Genomic DNA, 26,058 nt, shown 5'->3' with positions numbered 1-26,058 from the left:
CACAGCAAGCCAGGGGGGAATCCACGATGGAACGACACGACGCAGCAGCCACTCAGACACTTCCCAATGGGGTCATGCTCAACCTCTATCCGGACAGCATCGGCACCCGCCTATCGGACCTGGTGGAGTTGCTTGGCGAGAGTGACTTCGACGGCACCTTCTCCCTGCTCTACCTGTTGCCCACCTGCTTCAACAGCGATCTCGATCGTGGCTTTTCGGTGATCGACTATGGGCTCAACGAGGAGTTGGTCACCCGCGACGATCTGAAGGCACTCACGGAGCGGGGCATCCAGTTCAAGTTCGATCTGGTTCTCAATCATCTCTCTGTCGCCTCGCCGCAGTTCCGGGATTTGCTGGCCAAGGGCGACGCGTCCGAATACCGGGATTTCTTTATCGACTGGAACAGCTTCTGGCACGAGCATGGGACCATGGGTCCGGACGGCCACGTGATCCCGGACGCGGAACACCTCGAGAAGCTGTTCCTGCGCAAGCCGGGGCTTCCGATCCTGGATGTGCGCTTCCCGGACGGGACCGAGCGGCCCTACTGGAATACCTTCTACCAGAAGGTGAGCTATCGGCCGATCGCACCGGACGAGCTGATCGCCACCGGGATGGACGGCTCGGCCGCCACCGCTCTGTCTATGATGGTGAACGGCGCGCTGGAGAATGGCGTGGACCCGGACGACATGGATCTGGACGGCTACAACTATCTGCGCAACCAGGCCATGGCTCTGGTGGACCAGAAGCGCGAGTACCTGGGCCAGATGGACCTCAACGCCCGCTCCGAGCGGGTCTGGGAGTTCTACGACGAGACCCTGGCCAAGCTGGCGGGCTATGGCGCGAAGATCATCCGCCTGGATGCGTTCGCCTATCTGCACAAGGAGCCCGGCAAGCCCAACTTCTTCAACAAGCCCGGCACCTGGGACTACCTGGACCGCCTGCGTGCCATCGCTCAGCGCCATGACGTGATCATCTTCCCTGAGGTGCATGCCGAGTATGGCAAGGGTCTCCATGAGGAGGTTGCCGCCGAGGGTTATCCCATCTATGACTTTTTCTTTCCCGGTCTGGTCATAGACGCGCTCCAGCGCGGTACCAGCGCGCCGTTGCGTCGCTGGATCGCGGAGATTCAGTCCCGCGGCCTGCAGACCATCAACATGCTCGGTTGCCACGACGGTATCCCGGTGCTGGACCTGCGCGGCGCGGGCGCGGGGATGGCTGGCGACCATCGTCCGGGCCTTCTCGACGACGCGATCATCGACCAGGTGATGCAGGGCGTCATCCACCATGGCGGCCGCGTCAAGAACCTCTATGGCACGGACGGCAAAAAGATTGCCTACTACCAAGTCAACGCCACATTTTTCAGTGCGCTGGGGGAAGACGAGTGCAAGCTGCTGCTGGCTCGGGCCATCCAACTGTTTATGCCTGGCATCCCCCAGGTGTGGTATCTGGACCTGTTTGCAGGAAGGAACGACTATGCGGCCGCGGATGCGGGCGGCACCGCCGGTCACAAGGAGATCAACCGCACGAACCTAACCATGGATCGGGTCCGCGAGGGGCTGGCGGAGCCGCTCGTTCGCAATCAGCTCGAGCTCATTCGTCTGCGTAATCGCTCGCCGGCCTTTGCCGGTGCGCTGAGCGTCGCCGACACGGACGATGACCGCATGGAGCTCACCTGGCGCAACGGCCTTCACACCGCCACGCTCTCTGCCGATCTCGGCGTCTGTCACTTCGAGGTCAAATCCCGTGACAGCGATGGAAGGCAGGTGCGCCTGAGATTTTGAAGGGCGGGTTCGGGTGAGCGGGAGCCAAGCGCGAGGCTATCGTCCCCGCCAGGTTGGGTTTTCCGCCGAAGGAACCGTGATCTGCCCCTGAGCCCGAGTATCACGATCGACTGCGAGCCGGTCCGCGCGTGCGTCGAACGCGCCAGCCGACCCAGGCGCGGAGGCCGATATAAAGCAAGACGCCGACGACGTTCGCGACCAGGTCGAGCCAGGAGAACTCGCGATAGGGCAGTGGCCACTGCACCAACTCGATGACGAGCCCGTAGCCCAGCAGCAGTCCCCAGCGCGGCCACTCTCGGGCGCGACCCGGATAGCCGCCGTCCGCCAGAGCAGCCATGAGGCAGAAGGCCAGCGCGTGGTTGGCCTTGTCCCACGAGAAGCCCACGGGCTCGGCGAGCGGCGCGAACGCAAGCCAGGCCACCACCAGGACGCAACCCCAGAGCGCTAGCCGAAACCCTCGCCGAAACACGCCCTCCGGCATCAGGACCAACATCAGGAGAGGTCCGCCGGGTGGCATTTCAGGGGCGCCCGGTCGCAGAGGGTGTGCGAGCCGATCGCCTGCGGTGCCGTCTCGCCGTTGTCGCAGCGGGCGAAGCCGGCGCGTCGCTCCGGCGAACAGGTTTCCAGGGCCTCTGCGAGGCTATTTTCGGGTTTGGGCATGAAGACGCTCCGGCTGGCGTGGTTGGTTCTTGCGAAGACGATGGGGGCAGGTTTTGCGAGGCTCCGGGGCTGTAGGGTCTTGTGTAACGCCATAGTATCTTGACTGGTGCCGTGCTGCAGTTTGGGAAGAGAGTGCGGGGTCAGGTCTTGTTTTCCGGCATCTCTGGGCTAGGCTGTTTCCATGGCCAGACCACTCCGCATCGAGCTCGCCGGCGGGTTGTATCACGTCACCGCGCGCGGCGATCGCCGCGAGGCGATCTACCGCGACGATGCGGACCGAGATGCCTGGCTGACGGTGTTCGCGGAAGTTTGCACACGTTTCAATTGGCGCTGTCATGCTTACTGCCAGATGACCAATCACTATCACCTGGTGGTGGAGACCGCGGAGGGGAATCTGTCGCAGGGGATGCGGCAGCTCAACGGCGTCTTCACCCAGCGGGTCAATCGCCGTCACGGCCTGGTCGGACACCTGTTTCAGGGCCGCTTCAAGGGCATTCTCGTCGAGCGCGATACCTACCTGCTCGAACTGGCGCGCTATGTCGTGCTCAATCCGGTGCGTGCCGGCATGGTGGCCGATGCGGGTGATTGGGCGTGGAGCAGCTACCCCGCCATGCTGGGCCGGGTGCCGGCGCCCCCCTGGTTGGAGACCGACTGGGTGCTCGGTCAGTTCGGGCCTGCGCGTGCGGCGGCGCAAGACGCGTACGCGGCCTTCGTCGCCGAGGGGGTCGGACGGTCGAGCGTGTGGGATGGACTGCGGTGCCAGGTCTTTCTCGGCACCGACGGCTTCGTAGAGCGCCACCGGGGTTTGGCGAACGATCCGCAGCGCTTGCGCGAGGTTCCGCGTGCCCAGCGCCGTGCGCTCGCGCAGCCGCTGTCGGCGTTCGCCGATCAGAACGCGCCACCGCGCGAGGCGATGGCGCGGGCATTCCTGAGCGGTGCCTACACGATGCGGGAGATCGCCGAGCATTTCGGCGTGCACTACTCGACTGTCAGCCGCGCGGTGCGCCGGTTCGAGCGTATCGACGCTGGCTCCTCTGCGCCGGAGTAGAGTCGCGAGGCAAGTCATTTCGAGGCCTGTTCCTCGGCCGCGTGCTTTACGATGTCGTGCTAAAATCCGCTGCTAAACCGACCGATCCTCAAGGCCGAGCAACCGGACGTCTGGCTCGACGACATCTCCGATGCCGTCTGCCCGGGCAGCCTGCTCGGCCCGAAACGGTCAAGGCTATCGTGCGTTGGGGCCCAAACATCGCAATGACACCCGCGGTCGCACTCTTTGAGGCCCTGACCACGGCCTTCGACGAGCGCAGTCGCGTTCGTGTCATCGCCGAAGTTGTCGAGCGTCTGCAAGTTCGCTATCCGCACCTTGCGGATTCAGCCACGCCAGTCCAAGGGCGCGAGACTGAACTGCGGCTGCGAAAGAGATTGAGCCGATCCGAGCCGAGCTAAGAGCCGATCTCGAACACGTCCGAGGCGACTTGACGTTGAACATCGAACAACGGCGCGATGACGTCGCCCGCACCAAGATCGACCTGCGAAAAGGCTCGTGCCGCTCATGTTTGCTCAGGTCGCCGTCACCGTCGCCTTGGTCAAGCTGCTCGAGCCCCATGCAAGCCACCACGATCGACGGCGAAGTGTGTGCAGGACCTTCAAGGCGCTCCGCTTCGATCATGTCCGTGCACGGCCCCGGGTCGTCTTGGCCACGAAGTGATCTTCGGTCTGAGGGTTGGCCTAGCCGCCGGACCCGCACCGCCGTTCCACACGACTTTGAGCAACAACAGAGAGGATGTGTATCCGCGCCCGGCTGGCGCAGATGCGTTCAATGATGGAGCGAGATCTCACCAAGCATTACGACTACGACGCCCTGGTCCGTGAGGAGAAGGAGCATTACGCGGAGATCGAAATCACCGACGATCTGCGCGAGGGCGGAGCTCACGCCAGCGACTGCTGGACCTACTATTGGCAGCACGTTCAGCGCACCCTGGATACCTCGCCGTTTGCCGACTTCGCCGGCGCTCTGAACGCGCGCTTCGGTGCACTCGGGCGACCGTTGCGTATCCTGAGTCTAGGCAGCGGCTATTGCGGCCATGAGCTCAAACTTGCGCGCGCCCTGACCTGCGATTACCGAATCACCTGCACCGACATCAACCCGGCCCTGTTCGGCCCGGCGCAGGAGATCGTCGACCGCGAGCAATTCGCGGTGACCTTCGCGGTCGAGGACATCAACTTCATCACCATCGAGAAGGGACAGTACGATCTGATCTTTGCACACGCGGCCATCCACCACGTCATCAACCTCGAACGCCTTTTCGAACAACTGCTGCTGGGATTGTCGCCGAACGGGATCTTCCATCTCGTCGACGTGGTCGGACAGAATCGCAAGCTTCTTTGGGACGCGAACGAACGCATGGCGAACGCCCTTCTGCGCGCGATCCCGAAAGAGATCACCCGCGGCCTTCGGCTGAACGCCCCGGTCGAGGACGAGGGCATGGAAGGCATCCGGCAGGAGGACACGATGCCTGTTCTACGCGCCACCTTCGAGCCGATCTTCGAGCACCGACATGGCGCCTTCATGCGGTTTATATGCACCAACGCACGGTTGGCGAAGCGGCTCGACCCGCGTGACGCCACCGCGCGACGCTATCTCGATTTTCTTATCGACTGCGACGACAGTCTGGTCGCGCGCGGCATCCTCGAGCCCCTGGAGGTCTGGGGTGTTTACCGGCCTAGGAAGGACGGCATTGCTGCCCTGGACGCACTCATCGCATCCGATGTCCTTGGCTCGCACAAGCGCGGCGCCACCGAGCGAAACCTGGTTGTCGCGGTGTGGCATGAGCTTGATCGCCGGGCGCGACGAGCCCTGCGCGGCATGCGCCGACGGGTCCTCGGCCGCTGAGCGCATCCCCTAGATCTGGGCGCGAACGTTCTCCAGTGCCGGTCCGATCGGAGTGGAATTGGGGTCAGCGAACGTTGGGGTCAGGTCTTGTTTTCCAGTATCGCTGGACGAAGCTGTTTCCAGGGCCAGACCACTCCGAATCGAGCTCGCCGGCGGTACGCCGTTGCGCCCTTCTTTCGCGTTGCTGGCGTTGAAGAACGAGCCATCAATGCCGACGGTCTCCTCGCCGAGCAACCCAAGCTTCTTGCACAGCAGCACGAACTCGCGCTCGGTATCGCTCGGCGTCAATCCTTCCAGCAGCCAGTTCACCGCGAGGTTGCGCCGGCATTCTCGCTCCTGGAGCCTGGAGCTGTGCACACGCGATTGGTGTAGCCGTACAGGTAGAGTTTCAGCAAGGCCTCCGGATCAAACCCCTGATCCGAGGTGCGACCCGGCCACGCGCAGAACCGGACAAGCTGCTGCTCAACCGCGGCTCCTCGGTCCGTTATCCAGCAAGCCTCGGCTCTTGGAAAGAGGATTCAATTCGGTGCGGATGCCCGTACGGCCCCGGACTCAGTGCCGAGTCAGCACGATCATTTCGGGATTGCCGGCTTGCGTCCTGCGGCGATCCGATAGGCGCCGGTGGCCGCCATCGCTGCCCAGAGCGGCAGCAATCCCGTGAGGCCCGGCGAGCCATGCGCGAGGGTGAGGCCAAGCGCGGTCAACAGCGCCAGCAACTGTCCGGCGCGGACGCGGCGGGGAGACAACGGCTCCGCGGTGGCGTCGGCAAGGCTTTGGACCTGATCGGCGGCGCGGATCGTGACCGCGAAAATTGCGCTCATGATGAGCGCCGCGAGCACTGGAACCGGGACCCACATCGGTGCCGATGTCGGAGGGGATGGCGGGGCGTAAGGCGGGTCGCCGATCGCGACCAGTACGCCGCCGATGGTCGCGGCCAAGACGGCGAGGATGACACGGCGGCGATCCGCAGGCCCAAGCAGCGCGTCGATCAGTAGCGCGGCGACGGCTACAGCCAGATAGATCGGGCTGCTCTCGTAGCCCAGCCAAAGCCCTAAGCCCAGCAGGCCGACAGTATCCGGCACAGTTGCGGCGACCCCGGTGCTGCGGTTCATGACGCGCATCGCAAGCAGGACCAGGAATAGCGCCGCCAGGTCAGGTAAGGGCAACCAACCGAGCCCGGCCGCGGCAAGGGCCGGTAGCGTGAATCCAGCGGCGACGAAGGCCGCGAGCTCGCGGTCTGGATCGAGCTCACGTGCCAGTGCCCAAGCGAGGAAGAAGCTGACGGCGGCCGACGCGGACCACCCGCTCGCGGTCAGCCAGCCGTCGCCGTCGAGCAATCGCCAGACGCCCCCGGCGATCAGCACGAGGAGCGTCAGAACGGCAATCCAGCGGTTGGTCGGATAGCCCGGCTCGATCGGCCGAGCGATCCCTGAGATCTGGCGTAGGTTCATGTGTCTTTCGATACTTTTTGATCAGCTGAGCCGGATGGACACCCGAGTACGAGAATCCGCGTTGAAGAGGTCGACGAACGCGCCCGGACCGCAGACGTAACGGTTTCCGATCCGATCAACGATGTGGGATTGTAAGAGGGTTGCCTCAAGGCGATGCCCGTTTTTCGCATCCGGAGCGCTGGCGATTCACCTGGCCCTGATGAAGGCCAGGAGCGACGGCCTTTGGCTCGAATGACCCCCTGGGAACTAAGGCGATCTCTGTCGACTTTCATACCCTCTGACTTGTCTTGACGCCCGCCTTCGGTGTCGGGCTGGCGGTCACATAGCCTGCTATGCTCCCGCCAGCCTTCCTTGAAGGCAAACGCCAATCCTGCATCATCTGGTACGAAAGTCTCCGGCAATCGCCTAAGCCGGTAGGCTCATGACCCGAGCCTGCACCGGAATTAGGCAATCGCGCCATTTGAATATGCGACGCCGTTGAAGTCACAGAGTGTGCTCTGTGAGTGAGCGCGCGAGACCCGAGCAGAGATGCTCGGGGTTTTTCGTCGTGCGCGGGTATCGGGCAGGGGGATAGGACGGTATAGCAGTTGCGGATGGCACGAGCGGCGTACTCAACGTACTCAAAGAGGGTCACGCGGGGCGGGAAGGTGGTGAGCCCGATCGCGGGCCAACCCCTGCGGTTGGCGGTGCTCCTCAAGCCCTGAAAGTCGAATGTGTCCCACCTACGGGAGGCGATTTTCGCTGTCGAAAAGGCCATAGGCGGGGTCGCGGTCAGCGCGGATGCATGAGGTTTTTTAATCCGCCGTTCTCGGCCTACCCGGATGACATGGCTTGTCCCTCAGGTTTGAGTCGCACCATGTGCCGGGTCGAGGGCTAGGAACAAACCTCTCTTTGATGTCCTTGGTATTGCGTGGCCGATTGGTCCAGATAGCTATCGTACATGCCGTCGAGCACGGCGTTGCTATTGTCGACATAGGCTCCCTGCTGCGCCTGAAAAGCCTGTTCCCGTTGCTGTAAGTCAGGAAAGAGTACCGGGGCGCCGTCGGTTATTTTCAAATAAAGCGTTGCGGGGTGTCGTTCCCGCACTCAGGGCGCCAGAAGAGAGGCATCGATCTGAAGGTCGTATTCACCTGGAGCGGCGGGCAAGATCGCAATCTGGCCGCCCTCGATATCTTCGCCCGCGAACAGTAACATCCGTCGCAGAGACTTGGTAGCGCTACAGCGGGGTCTGATCGAGGGGTTTCGGTGCGCCGGTTTGGACGTAGACGGCGAGTGGCGCCATGCCGTGACCGGCGCCATTGGAACACGCGCATCCGGCCGACGTACACTCCGGTACCGCGGTACTCCACGGCACCTAAAGGACCAACCCGGTACTCTTCGGTACGAGCTTGCACGATGCTGACCCGTCTAAGAATATGACGGTCGACGAGACCACTGATTTCAGCCGCACCCGGTGGGATAGCACGTCGGCCGATTAAGGATTGGGCCAGTAGACGAACCGTGCGGCTTGGGTGGGATCAGGCTGCAGCCGGCACGCAGACTGCCTCGACGGCCCCGTCTTCGGCCGGCGTCACGACCAGGGTCTCACCTTCCGCGCAGAAGACCATGATGCGCCCCTCGCCGACATTGGTGTAGGGGGTCTGGTAGGTGTCCTCGGCCGGATCACCTGTTGGGTTGTTGTAAGCGTTCTTACCGCCCGCAGCGAGTGCCGAATTGCCGCACGCAAAACTCGTCGCCACGACGATCGCAACGATCGCGTTCTTTACCAGTTGAGTCCTCATCGATGGATGCTCCATGGTTGTATCCGGCACAGGTCGGCGTTCTAGCCAACATGTTCACGGCGAGTCCGTGCTGCCGAGCGTGGGGGTCGGTCCTGCTGCCGAATCCATCCGTCTTTATCGAACTCCTGACGATTGAACTTGACTGGCCGGCGACGGCGCTACCCCTGAGTTGGACATAGTCGGCGCAAAACTGCATTGCGAAATCGCACATTTCGCAGACGACGCGGACCGCACGGCCCGGCCGGTGGTGTTCGCAGGAGTCTGCACGCGTTTCCAACGACACTGCCGTGCTTCCCGCCGGATGACCAATCACGCCGCGAGTCGCGCGATGCGACGGCGCGGGCACCATCTTTCGGTGTTGCTGATGGAGGTTAGGGCCTTGCCTCGCGCACCCCGATCACTTGTCGAGTCCGCCGTCGCTGGATTTTGCTCCGGTCTCGGGCACCGGTGCCGCCACTAGCCCGGGCAACTTGCCGCCGTCGGCGAGGTAGAGATGGACGTCACGCTGCGGGAACGGGATGCCGATATCGGCGGCGTCGAAGCGCATCTTCACCTCGCGCGTGATGTCCCAATAGACGCCCCAGTAGTCGGCTGTCTTGGTCCAGGGCCGAACGATGAAATTCACCGAAGAGTCTGCCAACGCGTTCATGCGGATCGTGGGCGCCGGCTCTGTGAGTACGTTGGGATGGTTGTGGACGATCTCTTCGAGAATGGCCTGCGCCTTGTCGATGTCGTCGTCGTAGCCGATACCGAACTCCAGGTCGACGCGCCGCTCGGAGACGCCGCTGGCGTTGGTGATGACGTCGCCCCAGACGCGGTTGTTGGGCACGACCATCTTCTTGTTGTCGAAGGTACGGATGGTGGTGGAGACCAGGTTCACGGACTCCACGGAACCGGAAACGCCGCCGGCATCAACCACGTCACCGACATCGAACGGCTTAAAGAACAGGATCATCAGCCCGCTGGCGAAGTTGCTCAGCGAGTCCTGCAACGCGAACGCGACGACGAAGCCCGCGGCACCGACCAAAGCAAGCAGCGGGCCGATGCTGAGCTCCAGCGCCGCCAACGCCATGATCACACCGATGGCCAGGACCACCCACCTTGCCGCCTTCACCAGAAAATCCTCGAGCAATTTCGATGCGCCGGGCACGCGGCGCACCGCGCGGTGAATCAGGCCGCTGACGATGCCGGAGATGATCCAGGCCGCAAGCAAGATGCCGACGAATTTCGCGAGATTCAGTACCCAACGTGCCCCGCCCTCGTCCGACATGACCCAACCCTGAATGGCCAGCCACGCCGAGGTCGCGTCTGTGACATCGAGCTCGATGCCACCCACAGCAGAGGCGTAGAGCTTGTAGTCGCGGATCTTGGCCAATGTATCGGCGTCTTGCTCGTCGGTCTTGGTCTCCAACGCCGCGATGACCGCGTTGAACTGATCCAACAAGAGGGTGCGCTGCTCGCGTAGCTCAGCGACCGCTTCGAGCAATGCGACCTTCTGCTGCTTCTTCGACTCGGCGGCCTGATCCATGAGCGCAGCACTCCCGTCGAGCGCCCCCTCAGCCGCTTCGGCCTGCTGCGCCGGCTCCTTCGCGGTCGCGACGACCTCGGCGGCCTTTTCCGCCACCGCTTCCGTTGCCTGCGCGGCCTGTTCGGCCACTGCGCGTGTATCGTCCGCCGCGACGCGTAACGCGTCTCCGGACTTGTCCTTGGCCTGATCGACCGCCTCATCGACCTTATCGACTGCTGCACCCGCGACCTGCGCCGCCTCCGCGGTTTCTTCGAGACGGGCCTTGACCTGTTCGGACATCTGGTCACGGATTTCCGCGGAACGCTCCGCCGCATCGGCGGCCTCGTCGATGTGCTCTCTCACGACATCCATCTGCTCCAGCGCGTCGGCAGCCGCTTCCTCCGCCTTGGCGATCGCCGTCGGATCGCCACTGATGCGAGCGTCGCTGGCCTCTTGTTCGACATCCTCCAGTTGCTTCTTTGCCTTCTCGCGCTCCTTCTTGATCTGTGTTGCCGTGTCGATCTCTTGATTCTGACGCTTGACCGCGATCTCGGCGCGGGATATCTCCTCGACCTTGTCCTGCACCAGCCCCTGCCAGGCATCGGCCTCGATCAACAGTTGCGACTTGGTCAGTGGTTTGAGCAACAGAGCCAGCTCATCGACCGGGATGGCCGGATCTTCAGTCGTCATCGGCGAGGGGGGTTGAGCGCCTTCGTCGGCCGTCACCGAAAGGCCGGGCAAGGACAAGACGGTCGCCAGCAATAGCGGTAAATAGATCTTATGCATCAAGAACTCCTTGTCGGAATGGGGATTCGTGATGAGTGCGATCGACGTGGCAGGCGGTTTGCGAGGCCGACGGCGGTGACGCGCCAACGAGTTGGCCATGGCGACACGAATCAGAGATCACATCGTGTGCTCGGCCGCTCAGGAGCCGCATTTGGATAACGACGGGGATAATCCCTCGTGCAAGCAGGGTATGGGCAACGCCGACGGAATTCATCCCGAGCTCCGTAGGTGCACAGCGAGTTAGGCATCGCGGACTCAAGTAGCGAGCCCGCAACGCGGCGAAGCCGCGGATGCCGCCCGCGAAACCGCTGTTGCAGCCAAGGCCTCGGATCCGGTCGACGTCCCGGCTCGCGATCTTTACGATGTATTGGCCTTCGGTTTTGGTACTAGCTTTAGGGCCTTTGTCAGGCGAGAACATTCCATCACGAGAGAGGTTGCACCATGCCCCATCGACCCATTGCCTTCGTTACCGGCGCCTATCGCGGACTCGGTCTCGAGACCTGTCGGTAACTCGCGGTGCTCGACTACCGCGTCCTGCTTACCGCGCGACGCGAGGAGCAGGGACGCGCGGCAGCCGCGGCGCTCGCCGAGGATGGATATGAGGTGAGCTTCCAGCCGGTGGACGTGACGGACGAAGGCGCGCTGATCGACCTGCGCGACCGCATCAAGCAGCACTTCGGACGCCTGGACGTGCTGGTGAACACCGCCGGTATCTTTCCCGATCCCTCGCCCGGCAGCCCGGCGTCGAGCATTCTGAAGGCGGAGCTGGATGTCATCATTCGCGGCTTCGAGACCCACACGCTGGCCGCGCTTCGCCTGTGCCAGCTCATGATTCCCTTGATGCAGGGGCGCGGTCGCGTGGTCAATGTCTCGTCAGGGATGGGCCAGCTCAGCGAGATGAACGGCTGCTGCCCGGCCTACCGCCTGTCGAAGACGGCGCTCAACGCCGTCACCCGCATCCTGGCCGACGAGTTGAGCGACACCGACATCAAGATCAACTCGGTCTGTCCGGGCCGGGTGCGCGCCGACATGGGCGGCGCAAACGCCCCGCTGGCGGTCGAGGAGGGGCCAAGGGCATCGTCTGGGCCGCGACCTTGCCAGAGGACGGACCCAGCGGGGGCTTCTTCCGGCAGGGCGAGCCGATTCCTTGGTGAGATGCGCGCATCAAGACGCGCGCGGGACGATGGAGTGGACTGATCTGTTGCTCGAGGTTGAATGCCGTTGGTCAAGTGTACAGCGACATGGATGGACAACCCGCGCCGCTGCCTTTTCCGCTCCGTTCAGAATGCTGTCTTGGCGCCGAGGTACTGGACCAACGCGGCCAATCCCCCCTTTACGGCGTAGATGTTGTCGAACCCGATGTTGCGCAGCGCGGTTGCGATGACGGTGCATCGCACACCTGACTGGCAGGTCACCACGACCTTCTTGTCCGTCGGAATCCGGGCGAGATTATCGGGCTCGAAGACTTCATTCATCGGCATGCTGAGTGAATTTGGATAGGTTACGCCGACAATCGACTGCTCTGCGTTGGTCCGGACGTCCATGAAGACCAAGTCCTCACCGTTTTTGATCGCGGTGACAAGCTTATCGGGTGGGATCAAGTGCATTGCCTTGGGCACTTGGCTCTCCTCGAAGGTGGAGAAGAACAGCTCGTAGTTTTTCGCCAGCACCTCGTCGTAGGCGAGCGCCGAGGGCACGAGCAAGACGCCGAGAATCAACACGGCAAATAGACGTTTCATCTGGGTTCCTCCTGAGAAGGCGTGGCTTTACCTCTCATCCATAAGTATAGGCTAATAAATAGATGTCGCCGCCACGGGGCGGCGCCGTTAGAGGAGGTCACACCACGCCGTGCTCGCATATGGATGCGCGTCGTTGAGCAAGAGGACGACGGCCACTCCGTAAACTTCGGCGACTGCGAGTTCTAAACCACCCACTCACGCCCACGCGGCACATCCGTTCGCCGCAAGGCGGCCGCGTCCGCGTGGAGCGGGATGCGCTGGCGGGGAATGTCCCGCGACGGGCGTCAACGACGCCTTTTATGGTGATCGGTCTGCCCCGAGCTCCGCCCCCTCCAAAAACGGAGACGCAGGCCGCGGTCTAGAGCGCGACGGTGTCTCCCTGGCTCGGCATCAACACCTCCGTGTCCCGCAGCTGCGTTGAGAAGGCGTGCATGGCCTTCTCTTCGCCGTGTACGAGGATGGTGCGCTCCGGTCGGATGGCCCGATGCCATGCGAGCAGTTCCGTCCGGTCGGCATGCGCCGAAAAACCGTTGATGGTGTAAAGCTGCGCATTGACCGAGATGTCGTCGCCGAACAGGCGCACGCGCTTGGCGCCGTCGATCAGGATACGGGCCAGGGTGCGGGGAGCGGCGAAGCCGACGAAGATCACGCTGGAGTCGCGGCGCCATAGGTTTTGGCGCAGATGGTGCCGAATCCGCCCGCCGGTGCACATACCTGAACCCGCCATGATGACGGCGCCGCCGGCGAGGCGGTTGAGCGCCATGGAGTCCGCCGTCTCGCGGGTGAAACGCAGTCCCGGCAAGCCGAAGGGGTCGTCTCCGCGTTCGAACAGTGCGCGGGCCTCGGCGTCGTAGCACTCCGGGTGATGTTGGAAGATCTCGGTCGCCGAGATGGCCATGGGCGAGTCGAGATACACCGGCAGCGTGCGTGGCAGCAGGCCCTGCTCGACGCCTTCGCGCAGGTGGTAGAGCAACTCCTGCGCGCGCTCGAGCGCGAACGTGGGGATGATGGCGTTACCGCCGCGCGACAGGGTGTCATTGATGGCGGCGTAGAGTTCGCCAATGGATGGCTCGAGCGGCTTGTGGTCCCGGTCGCCGTAGGTGGTCTCCATGACCACGGTGTCGGCGGGCGCAGGAACGGTGGGGTCGCGGAGGATGGGTCGGCCACTGTTGCCTAGGTCGCCCGAGAAGATCACCGCCTTGGTGTCGTCACCATCGCGGTGCTCGAGCCGGATGCTGGCAGAGCCCAGGATATGCCCCGCGTCTGTAAAGGTCGCCGAAACGTCGTCGGCCAGCTCGATGGGCACCCCGTAGTGAGCCCTGCGGCCGAACAGGTCCATGGCGTTCAGCGCGTCCAGCACGCCGTAGAGGGGCGCCGGAACGCGTTGGCCGCGCCGGTGCGCCTTGCGGGAGCGGCGCTCGGCTTCCTCCTGCTGCAGGTGTGCGGCGTCCAACAGGACCACCCTGGCCAGCTCCCGGCTGGCTGGCGTGGCGATGATCTCGCCCTTGAATCCGCGCCGGACGAGCAACGGGATACGCCCGCAGTGGTCCAGGTGCGCATGGGTCAGCAGCAGGATGTCGATGGACTCCGGGTCGAAGCCGAGGTCGGCCGCGTTCTCCTCGTCGACCTCGCGTCCGCCCTGGAACAGGCCGCAGTCCACCAGAATGTTCAGCCCGCCGACCTCCACGAGGTGGCAGGAGCCGGTCACCGCCCGGTCCGCGCCGTGGAACGATAGCCTCATCTGTTTTCCTCCTCGGGCAACACGTCTCCGCCCTCCTTGAACAACGCGCTGCCGTTGACGCGGTGCCAATGGCGGATGCCGTTCCACGCCTCGGCCGCGGTCTCGGCGTACCAGAACAGCTCGATGTCCTCGGCGTCGATGCTGCCCACCTCCAACAGATAGTCGATGTCGAAGACGCGCCGCCAGTAGTCTTCGCCGATCAGAACCACCGGCATCGGCGGCACCTTGCGGGTCTGGATCAGCGTCAGCGCCCCGAACAACTCATCGAGCGTCCCGAAGCCGCCCGGCAGCGCGACGATGGCCGCGGCACGTTTCATAAAATGTAGCTTACGGAGCGAGAAGTAGTGGAACTGGAAGCACAGACCGGGGGTGACGTAGGGGTTCGGATACTGTTCGCCCGGCAGCGTGATGTTCAGCCCCGCGCTGTCGGCACCCACGTCGAAGGCGCCCCGGTTGGCCGATTCCATGGCACCCGGTCCGCCGCCGGTCATGACGATCAGCCGTGAATCCTTCGCCCCCCGGCCCGCCGCGCCCACCAGTCGGCCAAGCTCGCGGCCGATGTCGTAATACCGCGACAGTGCCAGGCGGTGCTCCGCGAGCCTCAGCCGGCGCGCCCGCTCCGGGTCCTTCGGTGTCTCGGTCGCCGCCTCCCGGGCGCTTGCCAGCTCGCGCCGGGCGTCCTCCGGCTGACGCAATCGTGTGCTGCCGAAGACCACGATGCAGTGATGCACGCCGCGGCCCTCGAGGCACTGCTCCGCTTTCAGGTAATCGAGCTGCAGACGCACGCCTCGGGCGGCGTGCGTGTGCAGAAAGTGAACGTCCCGGTCTGGCTGCCGATAGGCAGGGTGTTCCATGATCTGCCGCAGCCGGTCGGCCGACGCCGCGTCGTCCTCCCCCTGTCGCGGATGCTCGGAGGGTAAGGGTTCACGGCGTTGCGTACGGTGTGGAGGAACGGGGATGTTGGATGGTGGTCGGCGCATGGGCATTGCGTGCTGTGCACGTCCTACGCTTGCTCTGAGCTGGAGGAGACGTTGGTCTGCGGGCCCGCCCGAGGCGATCGACCTCGGGTTGCCGATATTAGACCCGAGAAGCCGTCCCGGATCACGAGAGTAGCACGATAGAGGCAAACCAACGCGGGCATCCAGGCGCGTCTTGCAGGCTCTGCGAACGCATCGGACGATCTGCGCAGCGAGTCTTCCACGCCGGGCGAGCATCCCTTGTGGCCGCTTCCAAGGCGGGCACGCTCGACCCCTTCTACCGCGTGCCGGACGCGGACGGGGAGGGCAGCGGGCTAGGACTCGCGATCGCGCGTGAAGCCGCTGCTCGGCAGGGCGGCCGCCTGAGCCTGCTCGAACCTCCCGAAGGCTCGGACCTGATCTTTCGCTATCGGCAGCCTCGAATCACCTAAAGGAGACCCTTATGGCCTGGCAAGTCTTCGCGCTCGGCTCGGCATTTTTCGCGGGCCTGACCGCCATCTTCGGCAAGCTCGGCGTGGCGGGGCTGAATTCCAACCTGGCGACGCTGATCCGCACCCTGGTCATTCTGACGATGATCGCCGGCGTGGTCACGCTGCGCGGGGAGTGGCAGATGCCCCGGACCTTGGAATGGCGTGCCGTCGGTTTCTTGATCCTGTCCGGACTCGCAACCGGCTTTTCATGGCTGCTCTACTATCGCGCGCTGCAATTGGCGCCGGCCTCGCTGGTGGCCCCCATCGACAAATTGAGCCTGGCATTCGCGATCGTCCTGGCCGTGGTCTTCCTCGGCGAGGCCGTGACCCTCAAGTTGGTGCTCGGCGGGATGCTGATTCTTGCAGGCGTCTTGATCCTCGCCTGGCCATGAGTCGTTGTCCCTGGCCGTCCGGGACCCCATGGTTGTCGAATCAGCGAAGACCCGATTTCCAAACCCGACAGAGCGATCAGAGCATGTTGACTTGGCACGACGTCACTCGTTTCCTCGAGACCGGAAACTTGAAACCCGACAGAGTCGTTGAAAAGACCGATGCCGAGTGGCGTCTGCACCTGACCGACGAGCAATATCGAGTCGCTCGGCAGAAGGGCACCGAAAGGCCCTTCAGTTCGGAGATGTGCAGCCTATTCGAGCCCGGGCTTTATGCGTGCGTCTGTTGCGACACCTTATTGTTTGACGCTCGACACAAGTTCGATTCCGGCACTGGATGGCCGTCCTTTACGCAACCCGTCAAGGAGAATGCGATTGCTTACCACGGCGACAACGCTTACGGCATGCTGCGTGTCGAAACCACCTGCAACACCTGTGGCGCCCATCTCGGTCATGTGTTTCCCGATGGCCCGAAACCGAGTGGACTGCGTTACTGCATGAACGCCGTCGCGCTTGTAAAGGTCCGGGACGCCGACGCGGGTCTTGGGTCGGAAGGCGAGGGCCGATAAGAAAGAATCGAGCCGGTTGTCGCTGATCGGGACGCACCTTGGCCCGGCCCGTGCCGACCGATCCCCGCGACGGCTTCGGCGGTCTGCCGATGCCGTTGAAGCGTCGCGAGTGCCGCGCGCACCGAGGTCACGTTGTGATTCTCGGCGTCGCTGATGATCGTCGGACGTGCCGGGTCATCCACCGCGGCGATCCCCGCGGCGAGCCAATGCTCGACGATCGCAATGAATCAAGGCGATCGGTCGAGAGCCCGAGGTCACCAGGTCTCTGGTCAACGCAAGCACCGATCGGATGACCGGCCGAACTATGCGCTGCGACGCGCCGTCGTCCGTGCCTTGATCTTGTCCGCCAGGAGGCCGGCTGAGGCGCCGCCGACGCCAATCAACATCCACAGCGGGAGCCCGATCCCGCCCCCCAGCGCCACGATACCCGCCCCTCCGTTGTCGACCGCGATAAAGGTGGCAAGAACGGCCCCGACGCCCAGTCGCACGGTCCAAGAACGCGCGTCCCAGAGGGTATGCTTCACGGCCAACGACAGGACCTTGAGAAGCGGCCACGCGGCCTTTTGATCGCGCGTGAGCTTGAGCATGGCCCCCGCCTTCTTGAAGCCCCGCAATGTCCCGTAACGGATGGTGCCGACGCCGCGCGCCCACGCCAAAAGCAACTGCTGCTCGGCAGGGGGAAGACGCCGCACCGCTTGCACGATGGCGGGCTCGGACGCGGTTTCCTGCAGTTCGGACACGAGGTTCTCCTCATCAAGGGGTTGAGCCCGACCGGACCAATGAGTGGCGCGGTCAGGGGCTCGAGTGTCCGCGGATTCTAGTCCGATTGTGCTCCCCGTTCACGCCGCGCCGCGGTCGAGCGTTTGCTCCAGGATACGACCCAACTCGGGCAGACAGGACCCGCAGTTGGTGCCGGCCTGCAGGCAGACGCCGATGGCGTCGGTGGACCTCAGGCCCTCGCTGCGGATCGCCTGCTCGATGCGCGTGCGGCCGACGTTGAAGCAGGCGCAGACGGTCTCGCCGGCGTCGACCTGGCCGCGCGGCGGTCGGCCGGCGAGGAGACCGGTGCGGGCGCGGGTATCGAGCTGCGCCGCGCCGAAGAGCTCGCCGAGCCAGCGGCTGCTCGGCAGATTCGGGGACGGGGCGATGAAGAGGCAGGCCGCGAGGCGTCCGTCGACGATACGGGCGCCGCGATAGCGGCCGTGTGCGACGTCGGCGAAGTCCAGCCATGCGCCGTCCGCGCCGAATGCTCCGCGTGCCCAGTCGGCCCAGTCCTCAATGAGTTCGCGGCCGGCGATCTCGGTGCGCCAGAAGCCCTGATTTCGGACGGCGACGCAGTAGTCGGGCTGCGGGACGGTCAGGTCTCGCGGCGTGCCGTCGGGGACCGGAAGCCGCTCACGACTCAGTGCAATGCCGTACCAAGCGGCGCGAAAGAGGCGCACCTGTACCGGCGTGTGCTTGAACTCGGGCTGCCCGGAGACGGGATCGGTGATCGGATTGACCAGCGCATCGGCGCGCGCTTGGCGGGCCAGCATGTCGCTCCAATGCATGGGGACAAAGACGGAGCCGGGGCGCTGATCGGGATCGACGTCGATACGCGCCAGCATCCGACCCCAGCGGCTGGTCAGCTCGGCGATGCCGCCCCGGCCGAGGCCGTGTGCGGCGGCGTCGACCGGATGGATCTGCACGAAGGGCTCGGCGATGTGGCTGTTCAGGCGTGGCGTCAGGCCGGTGCGGGTCATCGTGTGCCACTGGTCACGGATGCGGCCGGTGTTGAGCACGAGTGGATAGTCTTCGTCCGGCGCGGTCGCGGGCGGTCGCGGCGCGATCGCGACGAAGCGCGCCCTGGCGTTCGGGGTGTAAAAGCGGCCGTCGGCGAAGAGGCGTGCGGCTTCACGTCACGCCGGGCGCGGCCATTGGATCGGGGCGAGCCGATCGTAGTCGCTCGCCGAGAGATCGCTCAAGGCGCCGATGTCGAAGTCGCGTCGTCCGTCGTTTTCGAAGGCGGACAGGGCAGCGTGCTCGCGGAACACCTCGGCTGCCGAGCGATACGGGAAGGCATCGTCGAACCCCATGCGGCGCGCCACCTCGGTGAGGATCCACCAGTCCGGACGCGCCTCGCCGGGCGGATCGAGGAAGGCGCGCTGACGCGAGATGCACCGCTCCGAGTTGGTGACGGTGCCTTCTTTCTCGCCCCATCCCGCGGCGGGCAAGAGCACGTCGGCACAGCGGGCGGTGTCGGTGTCGGCGAAGAGGTCCGAGCAGATGACGAGCTCGCAGGCCTGCAGCGCGGCACGCACCCGATCGGCGTCGGGCATGCTCACGGCCGGGTTGGTCGCCATCACCCAGATCGCCTTGATCTTGCCTTCTTCAACCGCCCGCAGCATCTCGATCGCCTTGAGGCCCGGCGCGCGGGCGATGCCGTCGGCTTGCCAAAAGCGCCCGACCCGATCGACGTCCTCGGGTGCGAAGTCCATGTGCGCGGCGAGCTGATTGGCCAATCCGCCGACCTCGCGTCCGCCCATCGCATTGGGTTGTCCGGTGATCGAGAACGGCCCCATGCCGGATCGGCCGATGCGTCCGGTCGCCAGGTGGCAATTGATGATGGCGTTGACCCTGTCGGTCCCGAACGACCATTGATTGACGCCTTGGCTGTAGAGCGTGACAACCCGTTCGGTGCGGGCAAAGCGCCGGTAGAAATCGGCGAGGTCGGATTCAGGGACGCCGCAGGCGGCGGCGACGCGCGGCACAGAGCCGGCTGACTCGCGTGCGGCGGTGAAAGCGGCGGCGAAACCCTCGGTGTGCGTCTCCAAGAAGGTCCAGTCCAGCGCGTCCTCGCGTCTGAGCCAGTTGAGCAGACCATTGAAGAGGACGGTATCCGTGCCGGGCGCGATCGGCAGGTGCAGGTCGGCGATCTCGCAGGTCGCCGTGCGGCGCGGACCGATCACGACGATTTGGCGGTCCGGATTGGCCTGCTTTGCCTGTTTGATCCGCTGGTAGACGACGGGGTGACACCAGGCGGTGTTGGAGCCCACCAGGACGATCAGCTCGGCGGCTTCCAGATCCCTATAGTCGCAGGGCACGGTGTCGGCACCCAAGGCGCGCTTGTAGCCGGCGACGCTCGAGGCCATGCAGAGCCGCGAGTTGGTGTCGATGTTCGCGCCGCCGATGAAGCCCTTCATCAGCTTGTTGGCGACATAGTAGTCCTCGTTCAGGAGCTGACCCGAGACATAGAAGGCGACCGCTTCCGGTCCGTGCTCGGCGACGATCTCGCCGAGACGACCGGCGACCCGATCAAGCGCCCGATCCCAGCTCACCCGCTCGCCCGCGACCCTCGGATGGATCAGTCGTCCCGAGGTCCCGAGCGTCTCGCCGAGGGCCGCGCCCTTCGAGCAGAGACGCCCGAAGTTCGCCGGGTGATCCGGATCGCCGCGGACGGAAACCGTTCCGTCGGACTGCGGCGTGACGAGCACCCCGCAGCCCACGCCGCAATAGGGACAGGTTGTCTTGCTCGGTTCGGTCATCGTCCTGTCTCCGTGATCGTCGCGCCTTCGCGAGGGCGTCAGTAGCGGGTATCGAATTTCCGGCAATCGCCGAAAAACGGATGAACGGCGACGGCCTGCCGCTAGACCGCGTCAATAGCGGGATGCTCATTTTCGAGTGATTTCGACGTTTAGTGGATCCGGAACCTTTGGTGGGGGCGCGGTTTAAAATCATATTTTTTAATATCTTAAACCGCGCCGGCTCCAGTGCTAGTCAAGGCCGCGAAGACCGATCCCATCCAACAAACATCGCATACTGCGCGGAGCGCGGTTTAATTGGGTTCTGCGCAGACGAAGACCCGGCCGGCTTCGACCCGCGTCGCATAGGCGGGCGCACAACCCTCGTCCGGCCCCTTTGCTTCGCCGCTCGCCAGATCGAGACACCAATTGTGCAGGGGGCAGACGATGTTTCGCCCGTAAAGGATCCCCTCCGATAAGGGCCCCCCGCGATGCGGGCAACGGTTGAGCAAGGCGAACACCTCGTCCGCCGCGGTCCTGAAGACGGCGATATCACCCTGTTCGCGTTTAAGCACCCTCGCACCTTGGCGAGGGATCTCATCGAGCGTACCCACTTCAAGCCAAGTCATGTCGTCGACGACTGCAGTCATTGTGTAGCCTCGTGTTGGTGCGGTGTTTGGGGCGTCGTGCATCCGGCAGCCTGGTATCAGCTATCAGCTATCAGCTAACAGCTAACAGCTAACAGCTAACAGCTAACAGCTAACAGCTAACAGCTAACAGCTAACAGCTAACAGCTAACAGCTAACAGCTAACAGCTAACAGCTATCATCCTTCTCTCTCACCCATTCACCTGCTTTAACGCCGTGAACTCATGCGCTTGCGCGCCGGCCGCGCGTGCCTTCCAGGGATCGACCTGGGCCTGCGTTTGCGACTCCAGGAAGCGCTTGTAGAAGGCGCGGCGTCCGATCTCGTCCTCGACGATGCGTTTCTTGATGTAGGCGAGGCCGACCCGCTCGACCCAGGGCGCGGTGCGCTCCAGATAGCGTGCCTCTTCGCGATAGAGCTGCATGAAGGCGCCGCAGTATTCCTTGACCTGCTCGGGTGTGGTGACCCGGCAGAGGACGTCGGTTGCGCGGACCTTCACGCCACCGTTGCCGCCGATGTGCAACTCCCAGCCGGATTCGATGGCGATGACGCCGAAGTCCTTGATGGTCGCCTCCGCACAGTTGCGCGGGCAGCCAGAGACGGCCAGCTTGAACTTGTGCGGGGTCCAGGAGCCCCAGTTCAACTCCTCGAGCTCGATGCCCATCTTGGTCGAATCCTGCACGCCGAAGCGGCACCATTGGGACCCCACACAGATTTTGACCGTGCGCATCGATTTGCCGTAGGCATGGCCCGAGACGAAACCGGCGTCGGTCAGATCCTTCCAAATGTGCGGCAGCTGCTCTTTGGATAGGCCCAGCAGATCGATCCGTTGGCCGCCCGTGATCTTGACCGAGCGCACGGCATATTTTTCGGCCGCCTCGGCGATGGCGCGCAGCTGGGCCGGCGAGGTCTCGCCGCCGAAGATGCGCGGGATGACCGAATAGGTCCCGTCCTTCTGGATGTTGGCGTGGACACGCTCGTTGACGAAGCGCGACTGGCTGTCGTCGATCGCATCCGCCGGCCAGGTGGAGATGAGGTAGTAGTTGAGCGCGGGCCGGCAGATATGGCAGCCGTTGGCTTGACGCCAGTCGAGCTTCTCGAAGCAGTTGCTCAGGCTCGTGAGGTGCTGCTCGCGGATCGCCGCGCGGACCTGATCGTGGCTGTAGTCTGTGCATGTGCAGATGGGTTTCGCCTCGGGTGTGGAGTAGTCGCTCCCGAGCGTGCTCGCCAGGATCTGCTCCACCAGGCCGGTACAGGACCCGCACGAGGCCGCCGCCTTGGTGTGCAGCTTGACGTCTTCGAGCGTGAAGAGCCCCTTGCTCGTGATCGCCTTGACGATCTCCCCCTTGCATACTGACCGGCCGAGAAGAGATCGATGCCGGTGACCTTGAGCTTGGTCGAGGTCACGGAGCCCTGGTAACGGCCGTAGCCGAGCTTGGCGAGATGATTGGGGCAGACCTTGGCCTGCTCGAAGAGCGGCGCGACCAGGCCGTAGCATTGCCCGCGGTGCTGCACGCACTCGCCGATCGCGTAGATGCGGGCGTCGTAGGTCAGCATGGTGTCGTCGACCACGATCCCGCGCTCGCAATGGATCCCGGCGCTCTGGGCGAGCGTCATGTTCGGGCGGATGCCGACCGCCATCACCACCAGATCGGTCGCGACCTCGCTGCCGTCGGCGAAGCGGACCGACTCGACGCGGTCGCGCCCTTGGATCGCCGCGTTTTGGGCCTCCATGAGAAAGGTCAGCCCGCGTTGCTCCAACGACGCCTTCAGGAGCGCCGCGGCAGGCTTATCGAGCTGCCGCTCCATCAGGGTGTCGAGAAGGTGCACGACGGTCACCTCCATGTCCTGCTGCTGCAAACCGTAGGCGGCCTCGAGTCCGAGCAGTCCGCCGCCGATGACGATGGCGCGCTTGAAGCCGCGCGCGGTCTCGATCATCGCCTCCACATCCGCGATGTCGCGATATCCCAGCACGCCGGGCAGATCCGCACCGGGTACCGGGATGATGAAGGGGTTGGATCCGGTCGCCAGGATCAGCCGGTCATAAGGCACCTCCAGACCGGACCGACTGCGCACCAAGCGTTTGCGACGGTCGATGTGCTCGACCGGATCGCCGGTGTGCAGCGTAATCCCATGCTCGGCGTACCAGTCGAGGCTGTTCAGGATGATCTCGTCGATCGTCTTCTCCCCGGAGAGCACCGGCGAGAGGAGGATGCGGTTGTAGTTCGGATGCGGCTCAGCGCCGAAGACCGTGATCTCGTAGAGGTCAGGCTCCAGCTTCAACAGATGGTGCGCATCCCGGCCATGCCGTTGCCCACCAGGACCAAACGTTCTTTGTTCATGCCATCGGGGTTCATGCTGGTTCTCCGCGTCGGGAATTCGTGTGTCGGGGCGCGTTGCGACCGGCCTCAGACCGTCGCCGCCGTGGCCGGGCCGCCGTTCGCCGCCGCCAGCGCCTCCAGCGAGCAGGCACGGCGCTGGACGTCGAAACCGGCGATGTACCCGACCGGATCGGCGGGATCGAAGGTCAATCCGTCGAAGAAGCGATCCGGGCCCATCGCCAGCGGGATGCTTGCCCCTTCGAGCATCCAGCCGCGCGCGTGCAACCCCTCGCGCTTGTGGTCGAGCGCGGGCGAGGCGAGACCCAAGGCATCGGCCGCCTCCCGATAGAGGTCAGGTCGATAGACCTCGGCCGCGACGGCGGCGAGATCGATCGGTTTCTCGATCTGGCCCCAACGCACCATCTGGGTCAGGAACCAGAGCGCGTGGGATCGCCAGGGATAGGTCGCGGCGAAGCGGAAGAAGACGTTGAAGTCGGGCATCGCGACCGGCGCCTCGTCGAGCGCATAGCGGAAGGTGCCGGTCATGGACTGACGCACGATCTCGACCGGGGCATTGATGTAGCGGCTCGGCGCGATCAGCTCGGCGACGCTCGCGCGATTCTCGGGCGCATCGGTCCAGCGCGCTGCGTCCAACAGGGCCATGAGCAGGGCGCGGTGTGTATTGGGATACTGCTCGGCCCACTCCAGATTGACCCCGAAGACCTTCTCGGGGTTGTTGTTCCAGAGCTCGTAGTTGGTGATGAGGACACGCCCGAGACCCTCGGCGACGGCGACCGAATTCCAAGGCTCGCCGACACAGAACCCGTCGATGTTGCCGGCGCGCAGTTGGGTCACCATCTGCGGCGGCGGGACCACCAGCAGCCGCACGTCGGTATCCGGATCGATCCCGGCGGCGCCCATCCAATAGCGCAGCTCGTAGGCATGGGTCGAGACCGGGAAGACCACTGCAAAGGTCAACGGCTTGCCGCCTTGCGCGCGCCGCTCCTCGATCACCTGCCTCAAGGCCACCGCCGAGTAGGGCCGGTGGTTCATGGCGCCTGGGTCCAGCTCGCGCATCCGCTCGTAGAGTGCCTGCGAGACCGTGATGGCGTTGCCGTTCAGATCCAGGCTCAGCGCCGTGACGGTAGGCTTTTCGACCGGACCGATGCCGAGCGTGCTCGCGATCGGCATGGGTGCGAGCATGTGGGCGCCGTCCAGGATGCCGATACTCACCTTGTCGCGAACGTTCGCCCAAGAGGTCTCCTTGGAGAGTTCCACGTCCAGGCCGTACTTCTCGAAGAAACCGCGTTCTTTGGCGATGACCAGGGGTGCACAGTCCGTCAGGGGGATAAAGCCGAGCGTCAGGCGTGTCTTTTCCAGTCCGTCGCGCCCGCCGGCGTGCGCGCTGCGTCTGAGCCAATCGGGGATGATGCCCATGTGTTTGCTCCCTTAACCGTTCGCCGCCAGACGCAACGCCGGACGCTCGCGCGCCGGCTTTCCGGACTGCGCGGCCGCGGGTGCGTGCCGCTCGTGAAGAAATTTCACGACCTCGGCGCGGTAGTGGTGATAGGTGGGATCCTCCGCGAGTGCGAGTCGGTCGCGGGGGCGCAGCAGGTCGACATCCAGGATCCGCCCGACCGTCGCGGAGGGGCCGTTGGTCATCATCACGATGCGGTCGGAGAGCAGCACGGCCTCGTCGACGTCATGCGTGATCAGGATGACGGTGTTGTTGAGCCGCGCCTGGATCTCCAGCAGGGAATCCTGCATGTGTGTGCGGGTGAGCGAGTCCAGCGCCCCGAAGGGTTCGTCCATCAGCAGGACCTTGGGCTCCATGGCCAGGGCACGGGCGATACCGACGCGTTGCTTCATCCCGCCCGAGATCTCTGCAGGGCGGCGCTCCAGCGCGTGCCCCATGTGCACCAGATCCAGGTTGTGCAGGGTCCACTCATGCCGCTCCTTGCGGGTCTTGCCGCGACCGAATGCCTGGTCGACGGCCAAGCGGACGTTGTCGTAGACGGTCAGCCACGGCAGCAGAGAGTGCTGCTGAAAGACAACGGCGCGGTCGGGCCCGGCGATTTGACCTCGCGCTCTTCAAGGAGCACGCCGCCGACGCTCGCTTCGAGCAGCCCGGCGACGATGTTCAGCACGGTCGATTTGCCGCAGCCCGAGTGGCCGATGAGCGAGACGACCTCGCCTTGGGCGATGTCGAGCTTGATGTCCTTCAGGACCTCGCGCGGTCCCTTCGGTGTCGGGAAGGTGATCCCGACCCGATCGATGCTCAGATAGACAGACATGCCTTGGATCCTCGTGCGACGGTCATGGGGTCGGAGCAATTGACAGGGCGGGTCATCGCAGCACCGCCGACTTGTCCCAGGAGACGCGGCGCTGAAGCATGAGCATGCCGCGGTCGAGCGCGAAGCCGATGAAGCCGATCACGAACACGGCCACCATGATCCGCGCCAGCGAGTTGGAGCTGCCGTTCTGGAACTCGTCCCAGACGAATTTCCCGAGGCCGGGGTTCTGGGCCAACATCTATCTCCGCGGCGATCAGCACCATCCAGCCGATCCCGAGGCTCAGCCGCAGCCCCGTGAAGATCATCGGCAAGGCCGACGGCAGGATGATCTTGACCGTCTGCTTGAACCAGGAGAGCCGCAGGACACGGCTGACGTTCATCAGGTCACGAGCGACCGTCGGCATAGAGATTAGTAAAGGCAAACAGCGAGCCAGACTCAACTCGGCTCGGCGAAGCCTTGGCACGCTCGGATCATTCGCTCGCGATTCTTGATGGGGATCAAGGTTTCTCGTCAGCGGCGGCGCTAGCGTCCGGACACTCAAAACCAACCCGAG

At 64.3% G+C, this 26,058-nt stretch carries 21 protein-coding genes and 4 pseudogenes; 8 read left to right on the top strand and 17 right to left on the bottom strand.

Annotated elements, in window-relative coordinates:
* Positions 1-26 precede the first annotated feature (26 nt).
* The gene (locus LT988_RS07835; protein ID WP_232409619.1) at positions 27-1,781 is read left to right on the top strand and encodes an alpha-amylase family glycosyl hydrolase; all 1,755 of its coding nucleotides are present in this window, start codon (positions 27-29) and stop codon (positions 1,779-1,781) included.
* Between the two features lie 100 nt (positions 1,782-1,881).
* Here LT988_RS07835 and LT988_RS07830 read toward each other — a convergent pair whose 3' ends face one another.
* Both LT988_RS07830 and LT988_RS07825 read right to left on the bottom strand, forming a co-directional pair.
* On the bottom strand, positions 1,882-2,274 hold the full coding sequence (locus tag LT988_RS07830) for a VanZ family protein (RefSeq protein ID WP_232409618.1): 393 nt from the start codon (positions 2,272-2,274) through the stop codon (positions 1,882-1,884).
* Positions 2,274-2,441 (bottom strand): hypothetical protein, encoded by a 168-nt coding sequence (locus LT988_RS07825; protein ID WP_232409617.1) that lies wholly within the window; start codon positions 2,439-2,441, stop codon positions 2,274-2,276. Before LT988_RS07825 ends, LT988_RS07830 begins: the two co-directional genes overlap by 1 nt.
* Before the next feature lie 181 nt (positions 2,442-2,622).
* On the opposite strand from LT988_RS07825, the gene LT988_RS07820 reads away from it, so the two are divergent.
* The 3 genes from LT988_RS07820 to LT988_RS07810 all read left to right on the top strand — a co-directional run bounded on the left by LT988_RS07820 (position 2,623) and on the right by LT988_RS07810 (position 5,334).
* Entirely contained in the window at positions 2,623-3,489 is an 867-nt protein-coding gene (locus LT988_RS07820; protein ID WP_232409616.1) for an REP-associated tyrosine transposase, read from the top strand.
* Between the two features lie 495 nt (positions 3,490-3,984).
* Positions 3,985-4,149 carry a hypothetical protein gene (locus LT988_RS25400; RefSeq protein ID WP_332460555.1) on the top strand — a complete coding sequence of 55 codons (165 nt, stop codon included), beginning with the start codon at positions 3,985-3,987 and terminating at the stop codon, positions 4,147-4,149.
* Between the two features lie 111 nt (positions 4,150-4,260).
* Positions 4,261-5,334 (top strand): class I SAM-dependent methyltransferase, encoded by a 1,074-nt coding sequence (locus LT988_RS07810; protein WP_232409615.1) that lies wholly within the window; start codon positions 4,261-4,263, stop codon positions 5,332-5,334.
* Between the two features lie 9 nt (positions 5,335-5,343).
* Here the strand turns inward: LT988_RS07810 and LT988_RS07805 are convergent, their stop codons facing one another.
* The 4 genes from LT988_RS07805 to LT988_RS07790 form a co-directional block, all read right to left on the bottom strand.
* A complete protein-coding gene (locus LT988_RS07805) occupies positions 5,344-5,643 on the bottom strand; it encodes a hypothetical protein (protein ID WP_232409614.1) in 300 nt (99 codons plus the stop codon).
* A gap of 263 nt (positions 5,644-5,906) precedes the next feature.
* On the bottom strand, positions 5,907-6,785 hold the full coding sequence (locus tag LT988_RS07800) for a hypothetical protein (RefSeq protein ID WP_232409613.1): 879 nt from the start codon (positions 6,783-6,785) through the stop codon (positions 5,907-5,909).
* Between the two features lie 1,517 nt (positions 6,786-8,302).
* A complete protein-coding gene (locus LT988_RS07795) occupies positions 8,303-8,566 on the bottom strand; it encodes a hypothetical protein (protein ID WP_232409612.1) in 264 nt (87 codons plus the stop codon).
* Positions 8,567-8,963: 397 nt separating this feature from the next.
* Positions 8,964-10,859 (bottom strand): mechanosensitive ion channel domain-containing protein, encoded by a 1,896-nt coding sequence (locus tag LT988_RS07790; RefSeq protein ID WP_232409611.1) that lies wholly within the window; start codon positions 10,857-10,859, stop codon positions 8,964-8,966.
* A 516-nt stretch (positions 10,860-11,375) separates the two neighbouring features.
* On the opposite strand from LT988_RS07790, the gene LT988_RS07785 reads away from it, so the two are divergent.
* Complete coding sequence (locus LT988_RS07785) at positions 11,376-12,056, top strand: SDR family NAD(P)-dependent oxidoreductase (protein ID WP_332460554.1); 681 nt, start codon at positions 11,376-11,378, stop codon at positions 12,054-12,056.
* Positions 12,057-12,139: 83 nt separating this feature from the next.
* Here the strand turns inward: LT988_RS07785 and LT988_RS07780 are convergent, their stop codons facing one another.
* From LT988_RS07780 to LT988_RS07770, 3 genes are all read right to left on the bottom strand, one after another.
* Positions 12,140-12,598 carry a rhodanese-like domain-containing protein gene (locus tag LT988_RS07780; protein ID WP_232409610.1) on the bottom strand — a complete coding sequence of 153 codons (459 nt, stop codon included), beginning with the start codon at positions 12,596-12,598 and terminating at the stop codon, positions 12,140-12,142.
* Between the two features lie 358 nt (positions 12,599-12,956).
* Positions 12,957-14,339: an MBL fold metallo-hydrolase RNA specificity domain-containing protein gene (locus tag LT988_RS07775; RefSeq protein WP_232409609.1), complete on the bottom strand. Its 1,383-nt coding sequence runs from the start codon at positions 14,337-14,339 to the stop codon at positions 12,957-12,959.
* Positions 14,336-15,124, bottom strand: coding sequence for an LOG family protein (locus LT988_RS07770; RefSeq protein WP_232409608.1), 789 nt, complete (start codon positions 15,122-15,124; stop codon positions 14,336-14,338). Before LT988_RS07770 ends, LT988_RS07775 begins: the two co-directional genes overlap by 4 nt.
* A 434-nt stretch (positions 15,125-15,558) precedes the next feature.
* Here LT988_RS07770 and LT988_RS07765 point away from each other — a divergent pair, with 434 nt between their 5' ends.
* The 3 genes from LT988_RS07765 to msrB all read left to right on the top strand — a co-directional run bounded on the left by LT988_RS07765 (position 15,559) and on the right by msrB (position 16,744).
* Positions 15,559-15,747, top strand: a complete 189-nt coding sequence (locus LT988_RS07765; protein WP_269752112.1) for an ATP-binding protein — start codon at positions 15,559-15,561, stop codon at positions 15,745-15,747.
* 11 nt (positions 15,748-15,758) lie between these two features.
* Positions 15,759-16,178 (top strand): EamA family transporter, encoded by a 420-nt coding sequence (locus tag LT988_RS07760; RefSeq protein ID WP_232409607.1) that lies wholly within the window; start codon positions 15,759-15,761, stop codon positions 16,176-16,178.
* Positions 16,179-16,261: 83 nt separating this feature from the next.
* Entirely contained in the window at positions 16,262-16,744 is a 483-nt protein-coding gene (gene msrB / locus LT988_RS07755) for a peptide-methionine (R)-S-oxide reductase MsrB (RefSeq protein ID WP_232409606.1), read from the top strand.
* A gap of 302 nt (positions 16,745-17,046) precedes the next feature.
* Here msrB and LT988_RS07750 read toward each other — a convergent pair whose 3' ends face one another.
* The 8 genes and pseudogenes from LT988_RS07750 to LT988_RS07715 all read right to left on the bottom strand — a co-directional run.
* Positions 17,047-17,484, bottom strand: coding sequence for a hypothetical protein (locus LT988_RS07750; protein WP_232409605.1), 438 nt, complete (start codon positions 17,482-17,484; stop codon positions 17,047-17,049).
* Positions 17,485-17,583: 99 nt separating this feature from the next.
* Positions 17,584-20,268: pseudogene (locus LT988_RS07745) on the bottom strand (molybdopterin-dependent oxidoreductase).
* Positions 20,269-20,558: 290 nt separating this feature from the next.
* The gene (gene nirD / locus LT988_RS07740; RefSeq protein WP_232409604.1) at positions 20,559-20,894 is read right to left on the bottom strand and encodes a nitrite reductase small subunit NirD; all 336 of its coding nucleotides are present in this window, start codon (positions 20,892-20,894) and stop codon (positions 20,559-20,561) included.
* A 188-nt stretch (positions 20,895-21,082) separates the two neighbouring features.
* Positions 21,083-23,231 (bottom strand): annotated as a pseudogene (locus LT988_RS07735) (FAD-dependent oxidoreductase).
* Between the two features lie 66 nt (positions 23,232-23,297).
* Positions 23,298-24,647, bottom strand: coding sequence for a CmpA/NrtA family ABC transporter substrate-binding protein (locus LT988_RS07730; protein ID WP_232409603.1), 1,350 nt, complete (start codon positions 24,645-24,647; stop codon positions 23,298-23,300).
* A gap of 12 nt (positions 24,648-24,659) precedes the next feature.
* Positions 24,660-25,504: pseudogene (locus tag LT988_RS07725) on the bottom strand (ABC transporter ATP-binding protein).
* A gap of 52 nt (positions 25,505-25,556) precedes the next feature.
* Positions 25,557-25,739, bottom strand: coding sequence for a hypothetical protein (locus LT988_RS07720; RefSeq protein ID WP_232410681.1), 183 nt, complete (start codon positions 25,737-25,739; stop codon positions 25,557-25,559).
* Positions 25,740-25,806: 67 nt separating this feature from the next.
* A pseudogene (locus LT988_RS07715) lies at positions 25,807-25,884 on the bottom strand (hypothetical protein); the annotation flags it as partial.
* Between the last annotated feature and the right edge of the window lie 174 nt (positions 25,885-26,058).

The sequence above is a fragment of the Thiocapsa bogorovii genome (genome assembly GCF_021228795.1).
Taxonomy (GTDB): Bacteria; Pseudomonadota; Gammaproteobacteria; order Chromatiales; family Chromatiaceae; genus Thiocapsa; species Thiocapsa bogorovii.
The sequence above is the reverse complement of the archived record's forward strand: the minus strand, read 5'-3'. Positions and strand labels throughout refer to the sequence as shown.

What these genes read in the sequence shown, in the direction of transcription:
- msrB (WP_232409606.1), top strand. Translation starts at nt 16,262, where the DNA reads ATGTTGACTTGGCACGACGTCACTCGTTTCCTCGAGACCGGAAACTTG.
- LT988_RS07795 (WP_232409612.1), bottom strand. Translation starts at nt 8,566, where the DNA reads ATGAGGACTCAACTGGTAAAGAACGCGATCGTTGCGATCGTCGTGGCG.
- LT988_RS07730 (WP_232409603.1), bottom strand. Translation starts at nt 24,647, where the DNA reads ATGGGCATCATCCCCGATTGGCTCAGACGCAGCGCGCACGCCGGCGGG.
- LT988_RS07780 (WP_232409610.1), bottom strand. Translation starts at nt 12,598, where the DNA reads ATGAAACGTCTATTTGCCGTGTTGATTCTCGGCGTCTTGCTCGTGCCC.
- LT988_RS07775 (WP_232409609.1), bottom strand. Translation starts at nt 14,339, where the DNA reads ATGAGGCTATCGTTCCACGGCGCGGACCGGGCGGTGACCGGCTCCTGC.
- LT988_RS07800 (WP_232409613.1), bottom strand. Translation starts at nt 6,785, where the DNA reads ATGAACCTACGCCAGATCTCAGGGATCGCTCGGCCGATCGAGCCGGGC.
- LT988_RS07835 (WP_232409619.1), top strand. Translation starts at nt 27, where the DNA reads ATGGAACGACACGACGCAGCAGCCACTCAGACACTTCCCAATGGGGTC.
- LT988_RS07790 (WP_232409611.1), bottom strand. Translation starts at nt 10,859, where the DNA reads ATGCATAAGATCTATTTACCGCTATTGCTGGCGACCGTCTTGTCCTTG.
- LT988_RS07820 (WP_232409616.1), top strand. Translation starts at nt 2,623, where the DNA reads ATGGCCAGACCACTCCGCATCGAGCTCGCCGGCGGGTTGTATCACGTC.
- LT988_RS07830 (WP_232409618.1), bottom strand. Translation starts at nt 2,274, where the DNA reads ATGTTGGTCCTGATGCCGGAGGGCGTGTTTCGGCGAGGGTTTCGGCTA.
- LT988_RS07810 (WP_232409615.1), top strand. Translation starts at nt 4,261, where the DNA reads ATGATGGAGCGAGATCTCACCAAGCATTACGACTACGACGCCCTGGTC.
- LT988_RS07825 (WP_232409617.1), bottom strand. Translation starts at nt 2,441, where the DNA reads ATGCCCAAACCCGAAAATAGCCTCGCAGAGGCCCTGGAAACCTGTTCG.
- nirD (WP_232409604.1), bottom strand. Translation starts at nt 20,894, where the DNA reads ATGACTGCAGTCGTCGACGACATGACTTGGCTTGAAGTGGGTACGCTC.
- LT988_RS07760 (WP_232409607.1), top strand. Translation starts at nt 15,759, where the DNA reads ATGGCCTGGCAAGTCTTCGCGCTCGGCTCGGCATTTTTCGCGGGCCTG.